The sequence below is a fragment of the Neorhizobium alkalisoli genome (assembly GCF_002968635.1).
In the GTDB taxonomy this organism is placed as follows: Bacteria; Pseudomonadota; Alphaproteobacteria; order Rhizobiales; family Rhizobiaceae; genus Neorhizobium; species Neorhizobium alkalisoli.
This window is the reverse complement of sequence record NZ_PVBN01000001.1, coordinates 773,991-796,263: the sequence shown is the minus strand read 5'-3', so window position 1 is coordinate 796,263 and position 22,273 is coordinate 773,991. Positions and strand designations below refer to the sequence as shown.

Sequence of the window (22,273 nt, the reverse complement as noted above, 5' to 3'; positions counted from 1 at the left end):
CAGCACAGGACGCTCAGACTGCCATGCCGGCAAAACCCTTTGATTTTGGGAACCGCGCTTGCCTTCCTTGCCGCGATGCCGGCCTCGGCCCCCGCCGGACAATCCGCCTGGAGCTTGAGCTTCGGCGATGCCGGCAGCGCTGATCTGCTCAGGGAAATCACTGCGAAGGCTTCGATCGACACGTCCTCGGCAGAACCTTTATCCGTCGAGGGTCCCGACGGTCCGATGCCCGAAATCGCCAGCCAGCAGATCCCTATGGCCGCCGGCTCCCCGGACGCCATTCCGGCGTTGAAACGCGCCTGCACCGATCTCGGCCTGGAACCCCCGCAGGCCGACCAGCTCGCGGTCGAACCCGACACGATCTGCACCGGCATGTGGCGGAAAACCCGGGTTTCGGTGAACGCCTCCTTCCAGTGCAGCGGCTCCTGCTCGCTCTTTTTAGAAACCAGTGCTTTCGATTTTTAACGGAGATTCGCATGAGCTCGCGTGAAGACATCGTTCCGAGGCCGCCCCGTAATTTTCGACGCCTCAGCTATACGCGCCGTTGCGGCTGGGTCGATTGGGGTCATGCTTCTCCGCGCGGCGCGCTGCAGCTCAAGGGGCAGATCGATCAGGAAAAATCAGGCTTCCACCTGCTGGACCGGCTGAGCGTGACGTTGGAAGGCGCTCCCGCCTATATCGTCAGCTACGGTCAGTCCATGGGCGGCATGGGGATGAGAGTGTCCGCCGAGGCCCATTGGATCGTCCGGAAAGGTCTTTCCCCGGCACAGCGGGAAAGCGCCGCGCTCGGCATCTTCATGGCGGCCTCTCATCGGTTCGAAGGCCTGCAGGCGAGCCTTCCCTATTCGATGTTCACCAATTCCGGCTACAGCGCGGAAGATCTCCTCTCCAATCTGATCGGTTTCTACAGTGCGTTCCGGTCGATCCCCATCGAGCGGATGCGTCTTGTCTGCGGCGAAACCAGCGTGGCCGAAAGCCTGCGCATCTGGGACGAACATCTTCCAAACGGCATCGGCGCGATCAAGAACCGCACCACCCGGCCCGTCCTCTTCAGCGTCCGCGAAGGCGTTTCCTCGCCCGCCGATACCAGCTTCCCGCTGGTGCTGACAACGATCCGCGCGTCCGCATCAGGCACCGACTGGGTTGCCGTCAGGACGCGCTTCATCGATGGCATGCTCGTCAACCGGGGGCTTCCCATCGACGTGTCCCGGTCGGGCATCGTCATGCCTGTAGCGCAAGCGGCCCGCGTCCCGGCCTATGCCCGATAGCGGTTCCGGAGCCGCTCACCCGGCGATGCGGTGATCGTAAGCCGCAGCAAAACCTTTCACTGATGAAGCAGCGACAGCGGCGTCCTTGCCGCCGTCTCGCTGTCGTAGTCTGCCGCCATGCGGATTTCCCGGATCGGCCGCACGATGTCGATCGATTGCTGGTAGATCGGGTGCGCCTTGTAGGCGGCGAGCGCCGCCTCGTTCTCGAATTCGCCGTAGACCACGAAATCCACCTGATTACCCAGCTGGTCGACCTTGTTGTTGATACCGATCTCCAGGAGGCTTGCATGCGGTATCTCGGTCAGCAGCGACAGCCCCGAAAGAACCGTGCCGCGGTCGTCTTCGCTGCGCGCGGTAAAAAAGACGATATGGCGGATCATGCTTCACTCCGGTTTTCAAAGGCGAGGCGTCGGCTATCACATCTGCGCCCGCTCCCCAAGTGCGCCAAGCGCCGCACGGAAGGTCCTGCCGTATCCGGCCACCAGTTCCGCCCGGTCCCTGCCGTTGATGATCCGCCGGGCGCCGATCCAATCGGTCTTTCCCGCCGCGAAGTAATCATCGAGCTTACGGCCGGTAAAACTTCCGAGCCGCATGCCCTCGATCAGGATCGTCGCGGCGACGTCCATTTCCATCGTGCGGGACGGATCGGCAACGAGATCGATCCCGGTCACCTTCGACATCGCCTCGTAGTTCCGCTTGTGGGTGAGCTGCACCAGCCCGCGTCCGAACCAGCTCCTGCCGTCGGCGTCCGGCCGCCAGTAGGGCGCCTTCACCGAGCCCAGCCGGCCGGCGGAAAACGCCCTGTCGAGCCGTCCGATCGCCGCCGCGTCGCTTGCCGCCAGCGTCTCCCGCACGGGCTGCATGGTGGCTGCCGTCTCGTGAAAGGCGGTCGCCAGCACATAGGCCAGCCCATCCGGCCTTCCCCCGGGGATGCGCGCCCGCCAAAGGTCGAGAATCGCCTCCAGCCCCTCTACCTGTCCCGCACCCAGTTTTCCCTTGAATAATCGCATACGAATGAAATCGAAGAAGGCAGCGCGGTTGCGCGGCATTTTAAACTTACCTCTTTACCGTGTCCCGAAGTTTCAATCGGTTTAGAAAAACTAAATCGTTTTAAGCCTTTAGGCGCTACTTTACTTTTCGCTAACGCTGTGGAACCAACAGGGGAGTACGACGTTCTTGTCGGCTTTCTGATGAACAAGGAGATCATGATGATGCAGCAGCCGGTACAGGCCGTCCCTTCGAAACAGATCCCCCAGCATGTCGTCGAGCGCATGGAATCGGAGTGGAAGCAGATCCGCGAAAGCGCTCCAAAGCCGGTCGATACCCGCCGCTAATCCCCTTTTCTCCACGCGACCCGCGCGTCAGATGCCTCGCACGCGCGGTTCGCCATGGCCCTCCAGCAGGAGCGCCGTCAGCGCCCAGACCAGCGCGTCGAGCCGGTCTGGCGACCGCCCCGAAGACAGCCCGTCCGGGCCGAAATCACACATCTGGTCCTCGAGCTCCGCAAATCGTCCCGCATGGGCGACCCGCCCCTGTTCGTAGAGTGCCGCAACGGGTTCGGCGCGCAAATATTTTCCCCGCGTCGCTCTGACCATGGTCACCGGCAAGCCGGCGTCGACGCTTTTCAACATCGCCGTCACCATATCGCCGCCCTGGTTGACTTCCGCAACCACCCGGTCGGCCTGGAATCGCGAATAGGCCTTGGCAACCGCATAGGCCCAGCCGGCCGGGCTCTTTCCCTCGACCGAACAATCGGCGAGAACCACCGCCCGGCCGCTCGCCTCGAGCCCCGCGATGACGATGCCGCAGCACGACCCCTCGCCCGAACCCGACGGCGGATCGACCGCCACGACGATACGCCGGAGCGCGGTGGTAAACCTGCTGGTGCAGGCCTCGATATCGGCCCGTTTCCACAGCGCATCCTCGCGGTCCTCGATCAGTTCGCCGGCGAGTTCCTGCCGCCCGAGCCTCGTCCCGCCGTATCGCGCCTCGATCGTGCGGATGAAGCCGGGCGACAGGTTCGTCGCATTCTCCAGCGTCGACATGCGGACGAGCCTCGTCCCGGGATCGGCAATCAGCCGTTTCAGCACCGGCACCGGCCGCGGCGTGGTGGTCACCACCTGCCGCGGGTCGGCTCCGAGCCGCAGCCCGAACTGCAGCATGTCGAAGGTCTCCTCCGCATGCTTCCACTTGGCGAGCTCGTCGCACCAGGCAAAGTGGAATTGCGGCCCGCGCAACGCCTCCGGATCTTCAGAAGAAAAGATTTGCGCCACCGCGCCGTTCGACCAGACGAGCCGGCGGCGCGATATCTCGAAGGTCGGCCGGTTCGTCCGGGCGATCCGGCAGATGCCCGAAACGCCGTCGATCATCACCTCGCGGGCATCGCCCAGAGTTTCCGCCACCAGCGCGATCCGCAGATCCGACCGCTTGTCGGCAGAAGCCAGCGCATGCACCCATTCGGCCCCTGCCCGCGTCTTGCCCGAACCGCGCCCGCCCATGATCAGCCAGTTCCGCCAGTCTCCTTCGGGCGGCTTTTGTTCGTCGCGGGCATTGCATCCCCAATCACGGCTGAGCGCACGGGAGTGTCTTGCCAAAGGATGGTGACGCCATTCCGATAGCGAAACCCGACACACCGGCAGGCCCGGCATCCTCCCCTTCTCCCCCACGGGGAGAAGGTGGCCCGCAGGGCCGGATGAGGGGGACAGCCGCAAATCCTTCCCGTGCCCCTCATCTTCGGGCACGGCCTGTTGCGATCGATCGGTCGAAACGACGACTTCGGCTTCGCCCCCCTCATCCCCTCGCTCCGCTCGGGACTTCTCCCCGCTGGGGAGAAGATGGCGTTCGCGGGAACACCCAGCGTCCGCTTCACCCATCATTGCTTCGATTGGCGGTTCCAGCCGTGCCGGCTCCGCAAAGACTTCCGCGCCCTTGGCGATTGCTCCGGTCAACTCTGACCGCATCCTGCCGATCCGGTCCATCGTTTCCCCGTATTCAGCCAGCGTCTCGATCGTCCTGACCTCAACAGCCTCTTCAACCGCTGTCAGCCGGCTCCGGTTGATCCCGTCCCGCACCGCAGGGCTCACCCGGATCAATGCCTGCCGCGACACACTGCTTCTTAAAAAGCACCCAGGCCCGTTCTTTGATAAGCCTTTCGACCTCACGTACGGCCTCCTCGTATCCACCCTCGTCCGCCGCCCGTTCGGCCTCCAGCTCCCGATCCTGGGCAAGCTGGCGCTGCAGACTGTCGACCTTTTCGAGCGTGCGGACGATCAGCGACATGGCATCGGTCGCCGCCTTCACATCGGCGCGGGCGAGCTTCTGGGCCGCCTCGTCGCCGTCTTCCAGCGCCTTTTCCGCCGCCGCCCGCATCCTGCGGAAGGTCGAAAACTGATCGCGCATCTCGAGCGTCATCTCGTTCAGGAGCCGCCGCAATTCCTCGGCGGGCGAAATCGCAGCTTCGGCGGATTTCGTCTCCAGCAGCACGCCGCGCACTTCGTCGGCCAGCGCCGCGTCCTCCATCAGAACCTCCTCTCCATAGGCGGGCGCTTGCGCCCACACCCCGAAGAGCGCCGGATCGAAAGTCTCGAAATCATCCATGGCCGATAAATCCGATGCAGCTGTTTTCAGGCACGCAGAGGCATCCACCGCGATCATCTCGATCGCGCCGGTTCCCGATGCCGATTTTCCGAATAAAAAAGCCCGGCGTCAGACCGGGCCGATGACTGGAAGCCCTGCACCGGCAACCTCTGAAGGCTGCCCGTCGGCGCAATTCTTCGACGATGACAGAACCCTACCAAACCACCGTCACGCCGTCAAGGATTATTTTCCTATCTCGCGAATTTTAGATAGAGAACAGCTTTTGGGAACGCGCCTAGAGATAATGCTTACCGGTCGCGGTTTCCATTACGCTGGTCAGCTGCGCCGCCAACATGCCTTCAATCAGTTCTTCCATTTTGGAAAAGTCATATTGACCGGCGATGGCCGCTTTGTCGGCCGCCTCCAGTGCGTCGAAATAAGGTACTCGATTGTCGACGATCTGATCAGGGATGGTATTGCGGCCGGGCAACAACAATCCCAATTTTACACACAGAACGAGGTACGAAACCATACGAGAAGTGCGCCCGTTGCCGTCGCTGAATGGATGAATCCAGTTTAACCGCCACATTACAAACGAGGCCAGGTGGACAGCCGTCTTCTCCCTCCAGTTGTCATTCACATAGTCGCAAAGTTCTTCAATGAGTTCGGGAACCCGGTGCGCTTCCACGGGCTTATGCTGGCTTCCTTCAATCTCAACTGTCGAGGGTCGAAAATTTCCCGCGTAGTTGCTAATCCCCTGAAGCGCTTCACGATGAAGAGCAAGAAACGTTGATGGACGAAGCTTCCAACCCTCGCCCTTGTCGATTGCGTCCATGATCATCCGGCAGGCGAGATCAAATTGAAGCAGGCCATTTCGCGCTTCCGCCTCAGCGCGTGCGTTTTGATCACCGACCAGATAGGCCTCCGCCGCAATACTGTGGCGGCGCGTATGATCACTCATCTTTGTCTTTCTCAACCATTTCGTCGGCGATGCGGTCAACCATTTCTCGAGTAATCAAACCGTTCTCGAAATGGGTGTTTCCATATGCAAAACTCCGACGCTGGATTTCCAGCTCCTTTGGAGTCTGGGGAACCTTCCTTGCGGCATCAAGAAGTTTTCTCAGTGGCTCGTTCATTTGGAATTCCTTTCTGCATATGCCCATAAAATCGCTTTTATGATTCACGGCAATGTAGATTCATATATTCTCGCAAATTTGCGTCGGCCTTATGGCCTATACGCCACTCACGTCCCGCAAAACGTCTGGGTCACCCGCTCTTCCGGCTTCGGCGGCGTCGTCAGGTCGGCAAATTCCGGACGTTCGTCGAAGGGATGTTCGATCGCCTCCAGCAGCCGTTCGAAATAGCTGAGGTCGCCGTAGTTCGCGGCGGAAAGCGCTTCCTCGACCCGGTGGTTGCGGGGAATGATGGCGGGATTGACCGCCCGGAGCGCCGCAGCCCGTTCGCCGCCCTCCCGCAGATCGCCGGCCAGCCGGTCGCGCCATGCCGAAAGCCAGTCGCCGGCCTTGGTGGTCGTGGCAAAGCAGGAGAGAAACGCCTCGTCCTCGCCCTCCGCCGGGCCGGCCAGCCGCCGGAAGGCGAGCGTGAAATCCGCCTCCCCTTCCTGCATGGCGGAAAGCAGCGCCTGGATCAGCTCGCCGTCGCCTTCGGCCTCGGAGAAAAGCCCGATCTTCCTGCGGAAAACCGCCAGCCATTCGGCCTGAAACCGCTCGCCGAATGCCTTCAGCACGGCGTTCGCCGCCTCCACCGCCTTCCCTTCGTCGGCGTCAAGCAGCGGCAGCAGGCATTCCGCCAGCCGGGCGATGTTCCACTGGCCGATGCCGGGCTGGTTGCGATAGGCATAGCGGCCCATCTGGTCGATCGAGGAAAAGACCTTCATAGGATTATATTCATCGAGAAAGGCGCAGGGGCCGAAATCGATGGTTTCGCCTGAAATCGTCATGTTGTCGGTGTTCATCACCCCGTGGATGAAACCTGCCCCCATCCAGCGGGCGATCAGTGCCGCCTGCCGCATCGCCACGGCCTCGAGCAGCGCGAGATAAGGATTTTCCCGCCCTCGGAGTTCAAGATAATGCCGCTCGATCACATAGTCGGCGAGCAGTTGGACGCCTTCGTTGTCGCCACGTGCGGCGAAAAACTGGAAGGTGCCGATCCGCACATGGCTTGCCGCTACCCGCACGAAAACGGCACCCTGCTCGACCCGTTCGCGATAGACCGGCTCGCCGGTCGCGACCGCAGCGAGCGCCCGCGTCGCCGGGATGCCGAGCGCCGCAAACGCCTCGGAGATGATGTATTCGCGAAGCACCGGGCCGAGTGCCGCGCGTCCGTCACCGCGTCGGGAAAACGGGGTCGGCCCCGCCCCCTTCAACTGGATGTCGCGGCGTATTTTCTTGCGGTCCACCACCTCGCCCAGCAGGATCGCCCGCCCGTCGCCGAGCTGCGGCACGAAATTGCCGAACTGGTGGCCCGCATAGGCCATGGCGATCGGCGCTGCTCCCGGCGGCAGGACATTGCCGGCGAGGATCGCCGCAAGCCTGGCGGGATCGGAAAAATCCGCTTCGACGCCAAGCTCCTCGGCAAGCTCCTGGTTGAACTTCAACAAGACAGGCCCGTCGACCGGCTCCGGGTAGACGGAAGCGAAAAACCTGTCCGGCAGGCGGGCGTAGGAATTGTCGAACTGGAACACCAAGAATGCGCCTCCTCGGGCCGCTGCGGCCTCATTTCCTCAATATGGGTAAGCTGCCCTGCCGAACAAGGAAATCACGCTTTTGTTGCACCGCCGGACTGCCGCTGAGGGCCGTGATCATGAAAACCAAGCCGGTGGGAGAAATAGTCAGACTACCACCAACGAAGGGCTTAGGGAGATCCGGCCAAAGTTGACGTTTATCAACTACAAATACCTATTGATAAGCACGTTCCCCCAATGGATTAAGTATATTACCCCTAAACTCTTGTGTAATAATTGGTTCACATATAATTAAAGTGGGGCAACGATGTTGTTGCGTTGAGGGGGTAACTATGAAGAAGGGTTTATTCGCGTTGGCCGCGGTAACAATCCTTGCACTTAGCGGGGGCTCGGCCTTTGCGGCCAAGGGCGGCAATGGCGGCGGCGTCGGTGGTGGTGTCGGTGGCGGCAAAGGCCACAAAGGCGCTCCGGTGCCGATCGCTGCGCTCGGCTTGCCGCTCGCTGCAGGCCTTTTCGCCTATGTCGTACGCAAGAACAGCAAGAACTGACCTACCCGCTGCGGCATTACCTGCCGCAGCGGCCTTTTTGTTTGAAAGGCAGCGCGTGGGGCCACTTTATTCCATCCTTGTACTTTGTGCGTTCGCCAACGCTGCTTTCGAAGATGTCCGCAAGGTGTTCGTTGAAGATGGTGCCATGTCCGCCCTGCTCACGGGCGGAGGCATTCACCCGGTGCTCTTGTTTTCGGTGCTGTGGGTTGCCTGGGCTCTCTGGAAAGCGCCTCTCGAAAGCCGCCTGCCGGTTTGGGCGGAAAGGCTGATCCTCGGCCTCGTCGCGCTTCTTCTCTATGTTCCACTCACCTGGTTTTCATGGCTGGCGCTCACCGTCCTCGGCGGCCGCGTGCTTCTGTCCGAACGCTGGCTGGGCATGCTCTGCATCTATCTGACGGTTCCCAAATTCTGGGGCCTGATGCTGGTCATGGGCATCGGCACGCCTGTTCTGACCATCGATGCCTATGTCACAGCACTCGCCGCCGGATACGAGATCAGCGGAAATTTCGTTGTGCCGGGCGATGGCAATGACCCGGTGCTCATCCTCTGGGCCTGTTCTTCCTTCCACGGCATTTCCTACATGCTTCTGGCATGGCTCGCGTTTTCGGTGGTGAACAAGGTCAGCCCGCTGCAAAACCTCCACTGGCTGGCGGCGGGTGTTGCCGGCGTCGTGCTGATCAACTGGATGCGCCTCTTCGCGATGATCCGCTTCATGGACCTCTACCAGCCCCTGCACGAGGGCACCGCCGGCGAAGTGGTCGGGCTGCTCACCACCCTCTGGATGATCGGGCTGGCGTCCATGCGTCCCAAGTCTGCGGTGCGCGCATGATCCGCCTGCTTGTCGTTGTCCTCCTGTTTCTGGCCGTTCCGCTCGTTCTGAAGGAAAGGGCCGGAGGCCTGCGCGACCTTGCGTCCACGAGCTGGCGCGAGGGCGTCGCCAACGCGCAGGTATTGTCCGCCCTGCGCGCGGCGGGCATGTCGGTGGAGGTCGGCCCGAACGGATCGGAGGGAACAGCGGCAGCGGCGGGCTGCGAGGTGGAATTACGGCCCGCGGATCCGCAGGGGCAGACTCTCGGTTACCTCATCGAGTTTTCCAAGGAGTTCGACCGCCTGTCATTCCTGTACAAGGGCGGGCTTCACGACGAATTCCCCTATCTGAACGCCCTCACCCGGCATATCCTGTTCATTCTCCTGAATTCCGTCGGGATCGAGAACGACTACCGGCCGGTCATCGGGGTTTTCCAGCGGGGCGCCTGCGGCAACCTCGACCAGCTGCGCCAGATCTGAAACCCCTCTTTCCCGGCGTCAGTTGCCTTTCAGCCTTACGCCGAAGCCGAACAGGAAGGTGAGCAGCGCGCCTGCTGCCGCCGTGCCGTAGAGCCAGAAGGCCGGGCCGCCTGCCTCCCCGCCCTCGAGCCGGGATATGAGCCCCGTTGCCGTCGCGATCATCCCGGCAAGGCCCGCGCCGATCGCATAACCGGCGGTCGAAATGGTCGGCAGCAGCGCGCTCGCCAGATCCCGCTCCGCCGTCTCGGCCGCCTCCATGGCGGCCTGGTTGATGCTGGCCCAGGCGAGGCCGAAACCGGTGCCGATCGCGATCTGTCCGAAAAGCAGGAGCTCCAGCGAGCCGTTCACAAACGATGCCGCGAGCGCCAGGAACCCGAAAAGCTGGAACAGGGCGCCGCTGCGCATCCAGGCATGCCGCGGCCCCAGTGCCACGATGCGGCTTGCGACGACCGCGACCACGCTCCAGGTGAGAGCCATGCTGACGACGATATATCCCACCACGGCCGGCCGGAACCCGAACACCGCGTCGATCATCACCGCCAGATAGACGCTGCCGACCGAGTGGCTGGCCGACATCAGGAACAGCACCCAGAAGCCGTTCCCCAGCACCGAGCCCAGCCTGAAGGCCCCGGCCGGGAAAAGCCTGGCGCCGATCTTTCCGTCGAGCTTCAGGGCCGGCAGGAAAAGCCCCGCCCCGGCGGCAATCGCCACAGCCTGCATGGCGCCATTGGTCGCGACGGAGGAAAGCGACAGGACGAAGGAAGCGGCAAGGCAGAGCCCGATCGTGGCGAAGGAAAGCGGCATGGGCGCCGCCTCCGTCACGCGAGGCCGTGCCGCCAGCGTCAGGACCGGCAGGAGAAGAACGAAGGGGGCAACGGCCAGGAATGCCGCCCGCCAGGAATAGGCCTCGGTCAGCAGCCCGCCTGCGAGCGGCCCGGCAATTGCCGCCACCGCCCAGACGACCGCTTCGACGGCAAAAACCTTGGCGATCAGCGCGGAGGGAAAGTTTGCGGGGATTAGGCTGTAGCAGATCGCCACCACCAGCCCGTCGGCCACGCCCTGCAGGAGACGCCCTGCCATGATCCAGGAAAAGGCAGGCGCGGCCAGCGCAAGCAGTCCGCCGGCCGCAAAGACGAGCGCCGAGATCATCAGGCTCGCCTTCACGCCGATGCGGTCCCGAAATGCCGCCGCACCGGTGCCGCCGGCAATCGAACCCAGGAAATAAAGCGTATAGGCCCAGCTGAAATAATCCGTGCCGCCGATCTCCCGCGCCGCCGGCGGCAATGCCGCAACGATTGCGAACTGGTTGAAGGCATGCAGCCCGATCCCGGAGGAGATCAGCGCAAGCATTGCACCGTCACGACCCCGCAAAAGCCTCGACCAACTCGTATCCATGTCCTGCAGCACGCCTGTCTCCATGTCCGTTTTACAATGCGCGGCACGCTACGACCTCAAGCACAGTTGAGGTCAAGGCGATAGATGAAAATAAAAGCGCAGCAATTTCAATCGCTTAAAATGAGTCGCCAGTTTTGGCGCTTTGTTGTATTTTAGCTACAGCTTTCCAAGCAATGCGCACTACATCAATATCATCATCAACCGGAGGGAATATCCATGAGGGCTATTTTCATTCTCGCCACGACGGCCGCCATGACCGCCTCTTCCGTTGTTTTTGCCGCGGATGCGGTCGAAGCGGTTCCTGCCGCGCCGGAAGTGGTGGAAACGCCAGCCGTATTCACCTGGTCCGGCCCCTATATCGGTCTTCATACCGGCTATGGCTGGGGAGATGGCGATGCGATCGTCGGCGGCTCCGACAGCTTCGATGGCTGGCGGTTCGGCGGGTTTGTCGGCTACAACTGGCAGTTTTCGAACGGTTTCGTCGCAGGTCTCGAAGGCGACGTGAACTACGACTGGAATGAAAACAGCTATGCCGGCGGCGTCGACATCGGCACCGGCTTCTCCGGTTCGGTGCGCGGCCGTGTGGGTTATGCCATGGATCGGGCTCTCATCTTCGCAGCCGGCGGCTGGACCGCGACCAATGCCAGCATCGACGGCGGCGGTTTCGACGATGACGACACGCTGCACGGCTGGACGGTCGGCGCCGGCCTCGACTACGCCTTCACCGACAACGTCTTCGGCCGTATCGAATACCGTTACAACGATTTCGGGGAAGGTGACCTCGCGGGCTCCGATTTCAACTTCGACCAGCACATCATCAATGTCGGCATCGGCGTGAAGTTCTAGGCACGCGGCGCCTATTGCACCAAGGCCGCCGGAACGGGAATTCCGGCGGGTTTCAGGTGCAATCCTCTTCCCTCGGACCGCACCGCTCACTGCTTCTCAATCTGCTCGCGCAGACGCTCGTGCTGCTCCACGATCTCGGGCGTCAGGACCTCGGCGAAATCCTCCATCTCGTAGAGGGGTCGGATCTCGATCTCGCTCGGGCCCGGCATCGGATTGGGGCAACGCTTGACCCAGGCGATCGCCTCGTCCAGATCCTTGACCTGCCAGAGCCAGTAACCGGCGACCAGTTCCTTCGTTTCCGTAAAAGGCCCGTCGATCACCAGCCGGTCGGCGCCGTCGAAGGCCACGCGCTTGCCCTGAGACGACGGCTTGAGGCCATCGCCGGCCAGCATGATCCCGGCTTTCACCAATTCCTCGTTGAACTTGCCCATTGCTTCGAAAAGCTCAACGGTCGGCATCACGCCCACTTCGCTATCCTTGGTCGCCTTGACCATCACCATGACACGCATTTTTCTCTCCTCTTGCCAACCGGCCACCACGGCCGTCTCCCGAAAGACGCATGAACCCGGTCGAAACCGACAGACGACACCAAATTAAACTGAGCCCAAATCAAACTGGGCAAAGGGTCAGATGATGGCTTGGGCCAGCGGTCAACTTGTGACCGCAAATTGCGCGTGCCATCATAACCTCATGACGAGACTCAGCATCCGCCGAATTGAAGACGCCGTTCACAAGATCGACCGCGTTTTTCAAAACACACCTCAGTATCATTGCCCCCATCTCAGCAGAGCTTTGGGATGCCGCATCATATTGAAGGTCGAAACATTGAACCCCGTCCGGTGTTTCAAAGGGCGCGGAACAGAAACCGTGCTGGCCAGTCTCGAAGCAAACGGCGGTCAGAAAGCCGTGGTCTGCGCAAGCGCCGGAAATCTTGGCCAGGCACTTGCCTACTGCGGAAGGAACAGAGGCTTCGCAGTTACCGTGGCGGCCTCATCCGCTGCCAATCCCTTGAAGATCGAACGCATGAAAGCCCTGGGCGCCACTGTTGTTCTGGTCGAAGGGCAAATCGAAGAAGCACTCGAAGCGGCGATCGCCCATTCCCGAAAAACCGGCGCATTCCTTGTCGAAGACAGCAAAAACATCGACACCTGCGAAGGAGCGGCGACGATCGGTCTGGAACTCGCCAAACTGCCGTTCCCGCTGGATTCCGTCCTGATTTCACTCGGCGCCGGGGCGATGGCGACCGGTATTGGTTTCGCGCTGAAAACCCATAGCCCGGACACCAGGGTCTTGTCTGTTCAGCCTCGAAATGCGCCTGCGTTGACCCGGTCATATCTTGCGGGTGAAGTCGTGGAATCCGGGGCGCCCAACACGATCGCCGACGGTGTCGCCGGAAGATACGTCATCCCCGATGTGTTGACGGATATGCTGGAAGTCGTGGACGATGCCCTTCTGGTCGAGGAAGGCAGCATCGTCGAGGGCATGAGGCTGCTCTACAAGCACTCCGGCTTGATCGTCGAACCTGCGGCCGCTTTGGGTATTGCCAGCATTCTCGAGAGCCCGGACCGTTTTCGCGGGCAAACGGTCGCGACGGTTCTGTGTGGAAGCAACGTCGCACCCGTGGATTTCGAAAACTGGATGAAACATTGACACCATGAGCGGCAGGCCCACGAGGTCCGTCCTTAGTTTTACTACCAGCAGAAACAACTCTACTTTATTCGCAGCTCCTAAACATTAGTTCTACACCTCAGGCCAGTGTATTTATCCACAGGTTCCTCTGTATCTCTAATGCAACCCCCAATTTGGGGGATGGATTTTCTTGCAGATCTGCCGTCTACTGCGCAAATCGAATTGAGGTAACGAGGCACCGCGACGTGAGCGCCATAACCGATCTGGTATCTGAACTCGTGCGGTCGGCAAATGAGCTCGTGCGGCTTTCCGACGTGGGAAAGCGGCAGTTGTTGACCAGTGCCAGCGAGAAGGTCTCCGACCTTCAGGAAGGCGCCTGCGTTGCGGGCATGCACAAGGAGATCGTCGGCGACCTCCAATCCATTTCGCTCACCCTTGGAATCGGCAAGATCACCAACGACCAGCTTCAGGCCAATCTGCTGGATGCCGCCGGCGCGCTGAGGATGCTGCATATCGCAATCGACGCCCGCCGGGCATAAGCGCTGCGCCAACGAAACACCGCGTTTCGGTCCTCGGCGCCGGCCGCATCGTTCCGAGAGGGCAGGCCGTCTTTCAGGCTGCCACGCGCTCGGGGCTGTAGCCTGCCTCGCGAATGGCCTCCTCGGCCTTTAGCGCATCGCCTTCGACCGCAACCCTTTTCGACGAGAGGTCGACCGCCACGGCGGCACCCGGCAGCGCTTCCTCAAGCGCTCCACGCACGGTCTTTTCGCAATGGCCGCAGGTCATGTCCGGCACGGTGAAAACGGCAGTCATAGGGGTCTCCTTGTCCGATTTTACTTTTCTGCTCTCCTCCCTCAGGGGAGATCAAGCGGGTTGTTTCGTCTTGCGGGGTGCCGGCGCGGGGGCGTCACCTGCGAGGTCGTCGAGGATCGGGCAGTTCGGCCGCTGGTCGCCGCCGCAGCAATGGGCAAGATGCTTCAGCGTCTTCACCATGCCCTGCATCTCGGCGATCCGGCGTTCAAGGTCGGCGATGTGGGCGGTCGCCACATCCTTGACGGCAGCGCTCTCGCGGCTCTGATCCTGCCAGAGCTTCAGGAGCGTCTCCGTCTCTTCGAGCGAAAAGCCGAGCGAGCGGGCCCGCCTGATGAAGCGCAGGACATGCACCTCCTCCTCGCCGTAGACACGGTAATTGTTGCCCGTGCGGCCCATCGGCCGGATCAGGCCGATCTCCTCGTAATAGCGGATCATCTTGGCCGATACGCCTGACGCATCGGAAGCCTGGCCGATATTCATCTCTTTTCTCCAATCGTGACGGCCTTCAGTCTGAGCGCGTTGCCGAGCACGAAGACGCTCGACAGCGCCATGGCGCCGGCGGCAATCATCGGCGACAGCAGCCAGCCGAAGGCGGGATACAGGGCACCTGCCGCAACCGGGATCAGCGCGACGTTGTAACCGAAGGCCCAGAACAGGTTCTGCTTGATGTTGGTCATGGTGGCGCGGCTCATGGCGATCGCCGCGACGGCGCCGGAAAGCTCGCCGCCCACCAGCACCACGTCGGCGCTTTCGATCGCGACGTCCGTGCCGGTGCCGATGGCAATCCCGATATCGGCCTCGGCGAGCGCGGGAGCGTCGTTGATGCCGTCGCCGACGAAGGCGAGTTTTCTGCCGCCCGCGCGCATCTCGTGGATCGCCTTTACCTTGCCCTCGGGCAGGACTTCGGCCACGACCTTTTCGATGCCGACCTGGCGGGCGATCGCTTGCGCCGTGCGGCGGTTGTCGCCGGTCACCATGGCGACCTCGATGCCCATGTCCTGCAAGGCCTTGATCGCATCGCGGCTGGCCGGCTTCAACGGATCGGCAACGGCGATCGCAGCCGCCACCTTGCCGTCGATCGCGGCATAAAGCGGCGTCTTGCCCTCGTCCGCGAGGCGCGCTGCGGCTTCGGCAAAACCTTCGACCGAGGCCCCGAGCTTTTCCATGAAGCGATCGGCGCCCACGGCCACCCTGCGGCCGTCCACGTCGGCTTCGATGCCGTAGCCAGTGACGGATTGAAACCTGTCCGCCTTCGGCACGGTAATGCCCGTTGCTTCCGCCGCCCTGACGATGGCATCGGCGATCGGGTGCTCGGACTGCGCCTCGACGGCGGCGACGAGCTTCAGCACCTCGTCCTCGGCAAAACCGTCCGCGGTCACGAGATCGGTCAGTTCCGGCCGCCCCTTGGTGACGGTGCCGGTCTTGTCGAGCACGACGAGATCGACATTGCGCAATTCCTGCAGCGCTTCGCCCTTGCGGAACAGCACGCCGAGTTCCGCCGCGCGCCCGCCGCCGACGACGATCGAGGTCGGCACGGCAAGCCCCATGGCGCAGGGGCAGGCAATGATCAGCACGGCGACCGCGTTGACGAGCGCATGGGTCAGCGCCGGGCTCGGGCCGTAGAAGAACCAGACGGTGAAGGTAAGCGCCGCCAGCACGATCACGGCCGGCACGAACCATGCGGTCACCCGGTCGACCAGGGTCTGGATCGGCAGTTTCGACCCTTGCGCCTGCTCGACCATGCGGATGATCTGCGCCAGCATCGTGTCGCGGCCGACCTTGTCGGCACGGAAGCGGAAGGAGCCGGTCTTGTTGATCGTTCCGCCGACGACGCTTGCGCCCGCCACCTTTTCGACGGGCAGCGGCTCGCCTGATATCATCGATTCATCGACGTTCGACTGCCCGTCGATCACCGTGCCGTCGACCGGCAGTCGCTCGCCGGGACGGATCACCACGATCTCGCCCGCCACGACCTGATCGGCCGGAATATCGATCGTCCTGCCATCGCGCTCGACACGGGCGGTCTTGGCCTGAAGGCCGGCCAGTTTCTCGATCGCCTCGCCGGTGCGGCCGGTCGCGCGCGCTTCCAGCAGCCTGCCGAACAGGATCAGCGTGACGATCACGGTGGCCGCCTCATAATAGACGAAGCGGGCACTTTCCGGCAGCAGATCGGGGGCGAAGGTCGTCACCAGCGAATAACCGTAAGCGGCCAGCACGCCGACCGCCACCAGCGAGTTCATCTCCGGCGCACCGCGCAAAAGCGCCGGCAGGCCAAGCCTTAGAAAGCGGAAGCCGGGACCGAAGATCACCACGGTCGCAGCCAGGAAATAGCCGTAATAGAGGTTCTGCGTCTTGATGACGCCCATAAGCCAGTGATGGAACGGGTCATAGAAATGGCTGCCCATTTCGAGCACGAAAAGCGGCAGGGTCAGCACGAAGGCGATGGCGAGATCGCGCTTCAGCACGCCCTCCTCACCCTGATGCATATGCATGTGGTCGTGCCCGCCGGCCGGAGCCGGTTGGTCGTGGCCTGCCATGTGCCCCGCGTCCGCTGCGTGGTCGTGATGATGGTCATGCCCGGCATGCTCCGCCGCCGGCGCCGCAGGCCGTATCCCGGCGCCGCGCATGGCGTGATCCATGGCACCCGGCGGAATTTCGTAGCCCACCTTGCGGATCGCCTTTTCAAGATCGTCCGGCGAAAAACCTTCAGCCGATTCCACCGTCAGCTTCTTGGTGGCAAAATTGACGGCGCTCCTGTCCACGCCCGGCACCTTGGCGGCGGCGTTTTCAACGCGGCGTACGCAGGACGCGCAGGTCATGCCCTCCACCGGAACGGTGAAAGGCTCGGCGGGATGAACGTGTTTTGTCATCTGGTTCATGGGCGGAATCTCCATTTCCCGCCCTATGTGGACCTTCCCATCATGGGAAGGTCAAGAGGCTTTTGTCGCCCGCCTAAACTTGCCCGCTCAAACGAGGAATTCCAGCCCGTTGCGGCGCCCGATCTCCAGCAGTCGGGGAATGTCCGGGGCGGCATCCTGCGGCGGAAATTCGGTTGTTCCTTCCGCGACCTTCTCCCCGGCTTCGCTGAAGAAGGACTCGTGAATCCTGCCGGGAGTATTGATGACGAGCATCCGAGCCGGCGTCTGTCCGGCATTGGTAAAGGAATGGACCGCGCCATTCGGCACCTTTATGCAATCGCCGGGACGAGCGGAAAACGCCCGGTCAGCAATCATGAAATCGAATTGGCCTTCCAGCACGTAAAACACCTCATCATCTCCGGGGTGCCGGTTCGGCGGCGCGCCGGCACCGGGAGCGGTGCGCAGTTCCACCATGCAATAGCCGCCGTTTTCTGCGGGGCGGACATGGAAGCGAATGAGGTTTCCGAGTAAATAATAGGTATCGCCGTGATCTGCAGGCATCGCAGTTCCTCCTCGACGGACGTTCTGGCCAATGGCTTTGAACTGGATGCAGAAATGCTGGCTCAACGCGGCATCTGCCGCAATAGATCATTCGGATGAAGAGCCTTTGCCGGCCAGAGACCGCTGCTTACTTCACTCGCCGTTCGCGCCACCGCCGAAGATCGGCGCGCTCAATCCCGACAGCAAGAGAACCAGTTCCGCCTGCCTGGTCGTGCCGGTCTTCTGCATGATCCGCTTCAGATGCGACCGGGTGGTTTCGACGGAGACGCCGAGCGAGGCGGCGATCGTTTCCGGCGTTTGGGCGAGCGCGATGCCGCGCGCCACCCGCGCTTCCGCCGGCGTCAGGTCAAAAAGGCCGCACAGGACCCGCATGTCGGGTGGCCCGACCTTGCCCACTTCGGTGACCGCAAGCACGGCCATCGAGCGGGAAAAAATGTCGCGCGCCGCGCGGCGGATCGGCAGGAGATGCAGAATAATAGGCGGTGCGCCGTTGCGCGACATCATCGGCAGCGACTGCACGGTGGGGGCAGCCTGCGCGCGGTAGCGCTCGATTGCTTCGTTGAACAAGATGCTTGCGCCATTGCTCTCGAATACCAGCCGATTGGCCGCGCCGGTGCGGATGCGGGGGCTCAGATGCTCCATCTCCGGATTCATGGCGATCGCCTGGCCGTCGTCGCCGATCACGGCCGCCGGAAGTCCCAGCATGGACAGCGCCTCCGTCATCGAGCGCGCTTCGTTGAAGGCGAGCCTCGACGACATATAGGCGGCGCGGGCAAGATCCGGCTTCAGTGCGTTCAGCAGACCAAGCTGGTCGTCGGAAAAATGGGTGAGCCCCTTGGCACGCATCAAAGTGATGACGATCACATGGCCCGTCGGTTCCTGAAATGCCCAGCCGGCCTCCCATTGCATGCCATGCGGCTCTATGAAGTCCGTGCGGATCGTATCCTGTGCGTATTCTTCCTTGGTGAGAATGTCACTGTCACGCGCAAACGAGAAGGGAAAACGCTGCATCGCCCTCAGCGGCTTTATATTGGTCAGCCGCTGCTCGCTCTCTACGAACTGTGCGAAGGCTTCGGCGAAATTCGAGCTTGTGACGTAACGGTGGGTTCCGTGAGCGTCGACGGTGAAGATCGATGCCGTGGAGGACCCGATTTCCGCAGCGATCCGTTCGCAGGTATCGGTCCATAGATCGGGAACGAGAGCCGCCTCATATAGACGGTCGGCGAGTGTGCTTTCTGTCTTCATCTATATGCCGATCGGTTGCCCTTGCCACGCGGAAAGTATTACCCGCTGCTAAAACAGAAGCATATATATTATTTTCCTATAAAAAAATTGTCTTAAGTCAATTTTGACCTACCGTGAGAGGCCAATCAACAAGATAGTCTTCGAAATCGTCGACATCGACTTCTTCCTCGCTCACCGTGCGCCCGCGGGCAGAAATGCCCGCCTGATGCACGGTTTCCGGATCTCCCGATACGAGCGGATGCCACCAGTAGAGATCCTCCCCGTCCCGCACCAGCCGATAGCCGCAGGTCGGCGGCAGCCAGGAGATGTCATTGACGGTCTCCGGCGTGAGCTGGATGCAATCGGGCACGGTCGCCTGACGGTTGTCGTAGTCCTTGCAGCGGCAGCTCGTCCCATCGAGAAGCCGGCAGGCGACGGAGGTGAAGACCACGTCACCCGTATCCCAGTCCTCGAGCTTGTTGAGACAACAGAGCCCGCAGCCGTCGCAGAGGCTTTCCCATTCTTCTTGGGTCAGCTCATCGAGCCGTTTGGTTTTCCAGAAAGGCATGTCCGTCATCGATGAAACATCACTTTTGCGGCAGAACGGAACAATTCGCCGTATCTGCATTTTACCTGTTGCGAATTGGCTATCGCGCATCAACCATTTGTCAGCTATTGCTGAATAACGGTGAGAGGCTCATGCTCTTGATCCCTGCAAGGGACGGCGTCAAGCAAAACTCATCCACTACAGGCGGGGGAACTCCAAGGTGCAGGAAGAGCCGCAGGACGAACCAAGATCATCCGGCGAGCGGCAGCACCGGAAGCGCCATATCCTGCTGCGCATCGATTCCTGGATCGATTCCACCGTCTGGAACCTAGGCTTCAAGCTTGGCGAAATCTGGGAAGAGATCACCATCTTCTTCCGCCGTTTCCGCGTCCGCGGATGGAAGCGCCTGGGCTTCGAGTTTGCCGGCGAGGCCATGACGCTCGGCACGGCCGGTTCGGTGGTCGTGCTTGCACTCGCCCTGCCCGCCTTCGAGGAAACCAAGGAAGATTGGCGAAACCGTGGCGATTTCGCCGTCACCTTCCTCGACCGTTACGGCAATACCATCGGCCATCGTGGCATCATCCATGAAGATTCCGTGCCGATCGACGAGCTGCCGGATCACCTGATCAAGTCCGTGCTGGCAACCGAAGACCGGCGTTTCTTCGACCATTTCGGCATCGATTTCCTGGGCCTTGCCCGCGCCATGAGCGAAAACGCCAAGGCCGGCGGCGTCGTCCAGGGCGGTTCGACGATCACCCAGCAGCTTGCCAAGAACCTCTTTCTCACCAACGAGCGCTCGATCGAACGCAAGATCAAGGAAGCCTTCCTGGCGCTGTGGCTCGAGGCGAACCTTTCCAAGAAGGAAATTCTCTCCCTTTATCTCGACCGCGCCTATATGGGCGGCGGGACCTTCGGCGCCGCCGCAGCCTCGCAGTTCTATTTCGGCAAGAACATCACCGAGGTGAACCTCGCCGAATCCGCCATGCTGGCAGGGCTTTTCAAGGCGCCGGCAAAATATGCACCGCATGTGAACCTGCCGGCGGCGCGCTCGCGCGCCAATGAAGTGCTTTCCAACCTGGTTCAGGGCGGGCTGATGACCGAAGGCCAGGTGATTGCGGCCCGCCGCAGCCCCGCGACGGTCGTCGATCGGGCCGACGTCAATGCGCCGGATTATTTCCTCGATTGGGCGTTCGACGAAGTGCAGCGGCTCGCCAAGGCCGGCAAATTCAGCGAGCATTCCGTCATCGTGCGCAGCACGATCGACACGGGCCTGCAGCAGGCCGCCGAAACCGCGATGGAATCGAGCCTGCGCGAATACGGCGAAAGCTACAAGGCCAAGCAGGGCGCGCTTGTCATGATCGAGAACGGCGGCGCCGTGCGGGCCATGGTGGGCGGCCGCGACTACGGCGAAAGCCAGTTCAATCGTGCCGCGAAGGCGCTTCGGCAGCCGGGTTCCTCCTTCAAGCTCTATACCTATTCCGCCGCCATGGAGCATGGTTTCACGCCCGAATCGGTCGTTTCGGATGCGCCGATCACCTGGCGCGGCTGGTCTCCGCAGAATTATGCCCGCTCCTACAAGGGCAAGGTGACGCTGCTTTCGGCCATGGCGCAATCGCTGAACACCGTGCCGGTCAGGCTCGCCAAGGACCATCTCGGCACCGACGTGATCGTGCAGACCGCCAAGGCGATGGGCATCGAAACGCCGCTCAGGAGCGACAAGACGGTGCCGCTCGGCACGTCGGAAGTCACCGTTCTCGACCAGGCGACGGCCTATGCCGTCATGCCGGCGGGCGGCATGCAGTCGCGCCGCCATGGTATCGAGCAGGTGCTAAGTTATGGCGGCGAGGTGCTTTACGACTTCAATCGCGACGAGCCACCGGCACGACGCGTGCTGTCGGAGAAGGCGACGTCGTCCATGAACCGGATCCTGACGCAGATCCCGGTGATCGGCACCGCCAAGCGGGCGGCGCTCGAGGGCGGCATCGTCACGGGCGGCAAGACCGGCACCTCGCAGAGCTATCGTGACGCCTGGTTCATCGGCTTTACCGGCAACTACACCACCGCCGTCTGGTTCGGCAACGACGACTTCACCTCGATGGACAACATGACGGGCGGCTCGCTGCCGGCCATGACGTTCAAGACGGTGATGGACTACGCCCATCAGGGCATCGAGCTGAAGCCCATCCCGGGCATCGAAAATCCGCTGCCGACCGGCGATCACAAGGGCAGCGAAGTTGCAAAGAAGGAAGGCGAGGCTCCCGGCCTGCCGGCGCTTATCCGCCCACGCTCGCTGTCGGCCGAATCGACCCGAATCCTCAAGCAGATTGCCGGCAAGCTGAAGGCCGCCAGCCCGCTGGTTCCCGCCAAGGTGGCCGATGCCGGCATTGTCGGCACCGTGGGCGATGATGGCGCCCCCCGGCCGTCGCTTCCAGTCACCCCCGCCAGCGCCGAACTGAAGCGATAGTCAGGCAGCGCGGGGCTGGATATGGTCGAGCGCCTCACCGAGCTCCCGGCGCCGCTGCGTCGGCAAACCACCAAAACAAGAAACCCCGCCAAGCTTGTTATCGCCGTGACGGGGTCTGCCTCCAAGGAGGTCTTGAGGCTGAACGGCTTTCGCCGCCAGCGATCATGATCAATATGAGTGTTAGCCTTTAAATATCAAGTTAAATCCCAAGGCCCGCCCGTACTCCAGCTCGAATTCTTTCCAGCATCGCGTCATCCACCCGCCTTGTCAGATATTTACGTCTGCCGTGCTGATCTCTCCCGGTCCTAAACAGATCGAGCCGATCGAAGCTGACAGTTGCTATCATATCGCACTTCGCCCACATCGTCAGCGAATCAAAGGGGACCGGCAGCGGCGAAGCCAGAGTGAGTTCGACGACATACTTTACCGGTTGAGTGGGCGGGGTCGTCGAAAGCGGAACAACAGAACAAAGCCCGTCCCGGTGTGGGAGCCGAGGCGATACGACAACAGCTGGCCGACGTTTGACCATCTCGGGCGGCACGAAACCACCAAG

At 61.9% G+C, this 22,273-nt stretch carries 26 protein-coding genes; 10 read left to right on the top strand and 16 right to left on the bottom strand.

All coding sequences use genetic code 11. The features are described from left to right. Positions 1 to 39: 39 nt before the first annotated feature. Positions 40 to 465, top strand: coding sequence for a hypothetical protein (locus tag C5L13_RS03990; protein WP_105381910.1), 426 nt, complete (start codon positions 40 to 42; stop codon positions 463 to 465). A gap of 11 nt (positions 466 to 476) precedes the next feature. Next, positions 477 to 1,268 (top strand): hypothetical protein, encoded by a 792-nt coding sequence (locus C5L13_RS03985; RefSeq protein WP_105381909.1) that lies wholly within the window; start codon positions 477 to 479, stop codon positions 1,266 to 1,268. A 56-nt stretch (positions 1,269 to 1,324) separates the two neighbouring features. On the opposite strand, the gene C5L13_RS03980 is transcribed toward C5L13_RS03985, so the two are convergent. Beyond that, positions 1,325 to 1,648, bottom strand: coding sequence for a Dabb family protein (locus tag C5L13_RS03980; protein WP_105381908.1), 324 nt, complete (start codon positions 1,646 to 1,648; stop codon positions 1,325 to 1,327). A gap of 36 nt (positions 1,649 to 1,684) precedes the next feature. Next, positions 1,685 to 2,317: a glycoside hydrolase family 19 protein gene (locus C5L13_RS03975; protein ID WP_105381907.1), complete on the bottom strand. Its 633-nt coding sequence runs from the start codon at positions 2,315 to 2,317 to the stop codon at positions 1,685 to 1,687. Between the two features lie 141 nt (positions 2,318 to 2,458). On the opposite strand from C5L13_RS03975, the gene C5L13_RS28625 reads away from it, so the two are divergent. Next, entirely contained in the window at positions 2,459 to 2,602 is a 144-nt protein-coding gene (locus C5L13_RS28625; RefSeq protein ID WP_158693380.1) for a hypothetical protein, read from the top strand. A gap of 27 nt (positions 2,603 to 2,629) precedes the next feature. On the opposite strand, the gene C5L13_RS03970 is transcribed toward C5L13_RS28625, so the two are convergent. The 5 genes from C5L13_RS03970 to C5L13_RS03950 form a co-directional block, all read right to left on the bottom strand. Then, positions 2,630 to 3,916, bottom strand: coding sequence for a DNA-packaging protein (locus tag C5L13_RS03970; RefSeq protein ID WP_105382080.1), 1,287 nt, complete (start codon positions 3,914 to 3,916; stop codon positions 2,630 to 2,632). A 382-nt stretch (positions 3,917 to 4,298) separates the two neighbouring features. Beyond that, complete coding sequence (locus tag C5L13_RS29120) at positions 4,299 to 4,865, bottom strand: hypothetical protein (RefSeq protein WP_205836808.1); 567 nt, start codon at positions 4,863 to 4,865, stop codon at positions 4,299 to 4,301. Positions 4,866 to 5,139: 274 nt separating this feature from the next. Further along, positions 5,140 to 5,805, bottom strand: a complete 666-nt coding sequence (locus C5L13_RS03960; protein ID WP_105381906.1) for a Fic family protein — start codon at positions 5,803 to 5,805, stop codon at positions 5,140 to 5,142. Continuing rightward, on the bottom strand, positions 5,798 to 5,980 hold the full coding sequence (locus tag C5L13_RS03955; protein WP_105381905.1) for a hypothetical protein: 183 nt from the start codon (positions 5,978 to 5,980) through the stop codon (positions 5,798 to 5,800). Before C5L13_RS03955 ends, C5L13_RS03960 begins: the two co-directional genes overlap by 8 nt. Positions 5,981 to 6,087: 107 nt before the next feature. Further along, on the bottom strand, positions 6,088 to 7,548 hold the full coding sequence (locus C5L13_RS03950) for a protein adenylyltransferase SelO (RefSeq protein ID WP_105382079.1): 1,461 nt from the start codon (positions 7,546 to 7,548) through the stop codon (positions 6,088 to 6,090). A 332-nt stretch (positions 7,549 to 7,880) separates the two neighbouring features. Between C5L13_RS03950 and C5L13_RS03945 the strand changes: the two genes are divergently transcribed. From C5L13_RS03945 to C5L13_RS03935, 3 genes are all read left to right on the top strand, one after another. Beyond that, positions 7,881 to 8,096, top strand: coding sequence for a hypothetical protein (locus C5L13_RS03945; RefSeq protein WP_105381904.1), 216 nt, complete (start codon positions 7,881 to 7,883; stop codon positions 8,094 to 8,096). Positions 8,097 to 8,241: 145 nt separating this feature from the next. Continuing rightward, positions 8,242 to 8,925 (top strand): hypothetical protein, encoded by a 684-nt coding sequence (locus C5L13_RS03940; RefSeq protein ID WP_158693379.1) that lies wholly within the window; start codon positions 8,242 to 8,244, stop codon positions 8,923 to 8,925. After that, entirely contained in the window at positions 8,922 to 9,383 is a 462-nt protein-coding gene (locus C5L13_RS03935) for a hypothetical protein (RefSeq protein WP_105381902.1), read from the top strand. Before C5L13_RS03940 ends, C5L13_RS03935 begins: the two co-directional genes overlap by 4 nt. 18 nt (positions 9,384 to 9,401) lie before the next feature. On the opposite strand, the gene C5L13_RS03930 is transcribed toward C5L13_RS03935, so the two are convergent. Next, a complete protein-coding gene (locus C5L13_RS03930) occupies positions 9,402 to 10,790 on the bottom strand; it encodes an MFS transporter (RefSeq protein ID WP_158693378.1) in 1,389 nt (462 codons plus the stop codon). Positions 10,791 to 10,994: 204 nt separating this feature from the next. Here C5L13_RS03930 and C5L13_RS03925 point away from each other — a divergent pair, with 204 nt between their 5' ends. Then, positions 10,995 to 11,624: an outer membrane protein gene (locus C5L13_RS03925; RefSeq protein WP_105381900.1), complete on the top strand. Its 630-nt coding sequence runs from the start codon at positions 10,995 to 10,997 to the stop codon at positions 11,622 to 11,624. Between the two features lie 86 nt (positions 11,625 to 11,710). On the opposite strand, the gene C5L13_RS03920 is transcribed toward C5L13_RS03925, so the two are convergent. Beyond that, entirely contained in the window at positions 11,711 to 12,133 is a 423-nt protein-coding gene (locus C5L13_RS03920) for a YciI family protein (RefSeq protein ID WP_105381899.1), read from the bottom strand. A 181-nt stretch (positions 12,134 to 12,314) separates the two neighbouring features. Between C5L13_RS03920 and C5L13_RS03915 the strand changes: the two genes are divergently transcribed. Both C5L13_RS03915 and C5L13_RS03910 read left to right on the top strand, forming a co-directional pair. Beyond that, complete coding sequence (locus tag C5L13_RS03915; RefSeq protein ID WP_105382078.1) at positions 12,315 to 13,274, top strand: threonine ammonia-lyase; 960 nt, start codon at positions 12,315 to 12,317, stop codon at positions 13,272 to 13,274. A 224-nt stretch (positions 13,275 to 13,498) separates the two neighbouring features. Further along, complete coding sequence (locus C5L13_RS03910) at positions 13,499 to 13,792, top strand: hypothetical protein (RefSeq protein WP_105381898.1); 294 nt, start codon at positions 13,499 to 13,501, stop codon at positions 13,790 to 13,792. A 73-nt stretch (positions 13,793 to 13,865) separates the two neighbouring features. Here C5L13_RS03910 and C5L13_RS03905 read toward each other — a convergent pair whose 3' ends face one another. From C5L13_RS03905 to C5L13_RS03880, 6 genes are all read right to left on the bottom strand, one after another. Continuing rightward, positions 13,866 to 14,066, bottom strand: coding sequence for a heavy-metal-associated domain-containing protein (locus tag C5L13_RS03905; RefSeq protein ID WP_105381897.1), 201 nt, complete (start codon positions 14,064 to 14,066; stop codon positions 13,866 to 13,868). 51 nt (positions 14,067 to 14,117) lie between these two features. Continuing rightward, complete coding sequence (cueR, locus tag C5L13_RS03900) at positions 14,118 to 14,546, bottom strand: Cu(I)-responsive transcriptional regulator (protein ID WP_105381896.1); 429 nt, start codon at positions 14,544 to 14,546, stop codon at positions 14,118 to 14,120. Then, positions 14,543 to 16,945, bottom strand: a complete 2,403-nt coding sequence (locus tag C5L13_RS03895) for a heavy metal translocating P-type ATPase (RefSeq protein ID WP_105382077.1) — start codon at positions 16,943 to 16,945, stop codon at positions 14,543 to 14,545. The genes cueR and C5L13_RS03895 overlap by 4 nt, the downstream gene beginning before the upstream one ends. 87 nt (positions 16,946 to 17,032) lie before the next feature. Beyond that, complete coding sequence (locus C5L13_RS03890) at positions 17,033 to 17,485, bottom strand: cupin domain-containing protein (RefSeq protein WP_105381895.1); 453 nt, start codon at positions 17,483 to 17,485, stop codon at positions 17,033 to 17,035. 132 nt (positions 17,486 to 17,617) lie between these two features. After that, on the bottom strand, positions 17,618 to 18,730 hold the full coding sequence (locus C5L13_RS03885) for a helix-turn-helix transcriptional regulator (protein WP_105381894.1): 1,113 nt from the start codon (positions 18,728 to 18,730) through the stop codon (positions 17,618 to 17,620). Between the two features lie 97 nt (positions 18,731 to 18,827). Next, positions 18,828 to 19,286, bottom strand: coding sequence for a YcgN family cysteine cluster protein (locus tag C5L13_RS03880; protein WP_105381893.1), 459 nt, complete (start codon positions 19,284 to 19,286; stop codon positions 18,828 to 18,830). A gap of 190 nt (positions 19,287 to 19,476) precedes the next feature. Between C5L13_RS03880 and C5L13_RS03875 the strand changes: the two genes are divergently transcribed. Next, positions 19,477 to 21,720: a transglycosylase domain-containing protein gene (locus tag C5L13_RS03875; RefSeq protein ID WP_105381892.1), complete on the top strand. Its 2,244-nt coding sequence runs from the start codon at positions 19,477 to 19,479 to the stop codon at positions 21,718 to 21,720. A 199-nt stretch (positions 21,721 to 21,919) separates the two neighbouring features. On the opposite strand, the gene C5L13_RS29590 is transcribed toward C5L13_RS03875, so the two are convergent. Then, positions 21,920 to 22,249 carry a type II toxin-antitoxin system PemK/MazF family toxin gene (locus C5L13_RS29590; RefSeq protein ID WP_407070401.1) on the bottom strand — a complete coding sequence of 110 codons (330 nt, stop codon included), beginning with the start codon at positions 22,247 to 22,249 and terminating at the stop codon, positions 21,920 to 21,922. Positions 22,250 to 22,273: the final 24 nt, after the last annotated feature.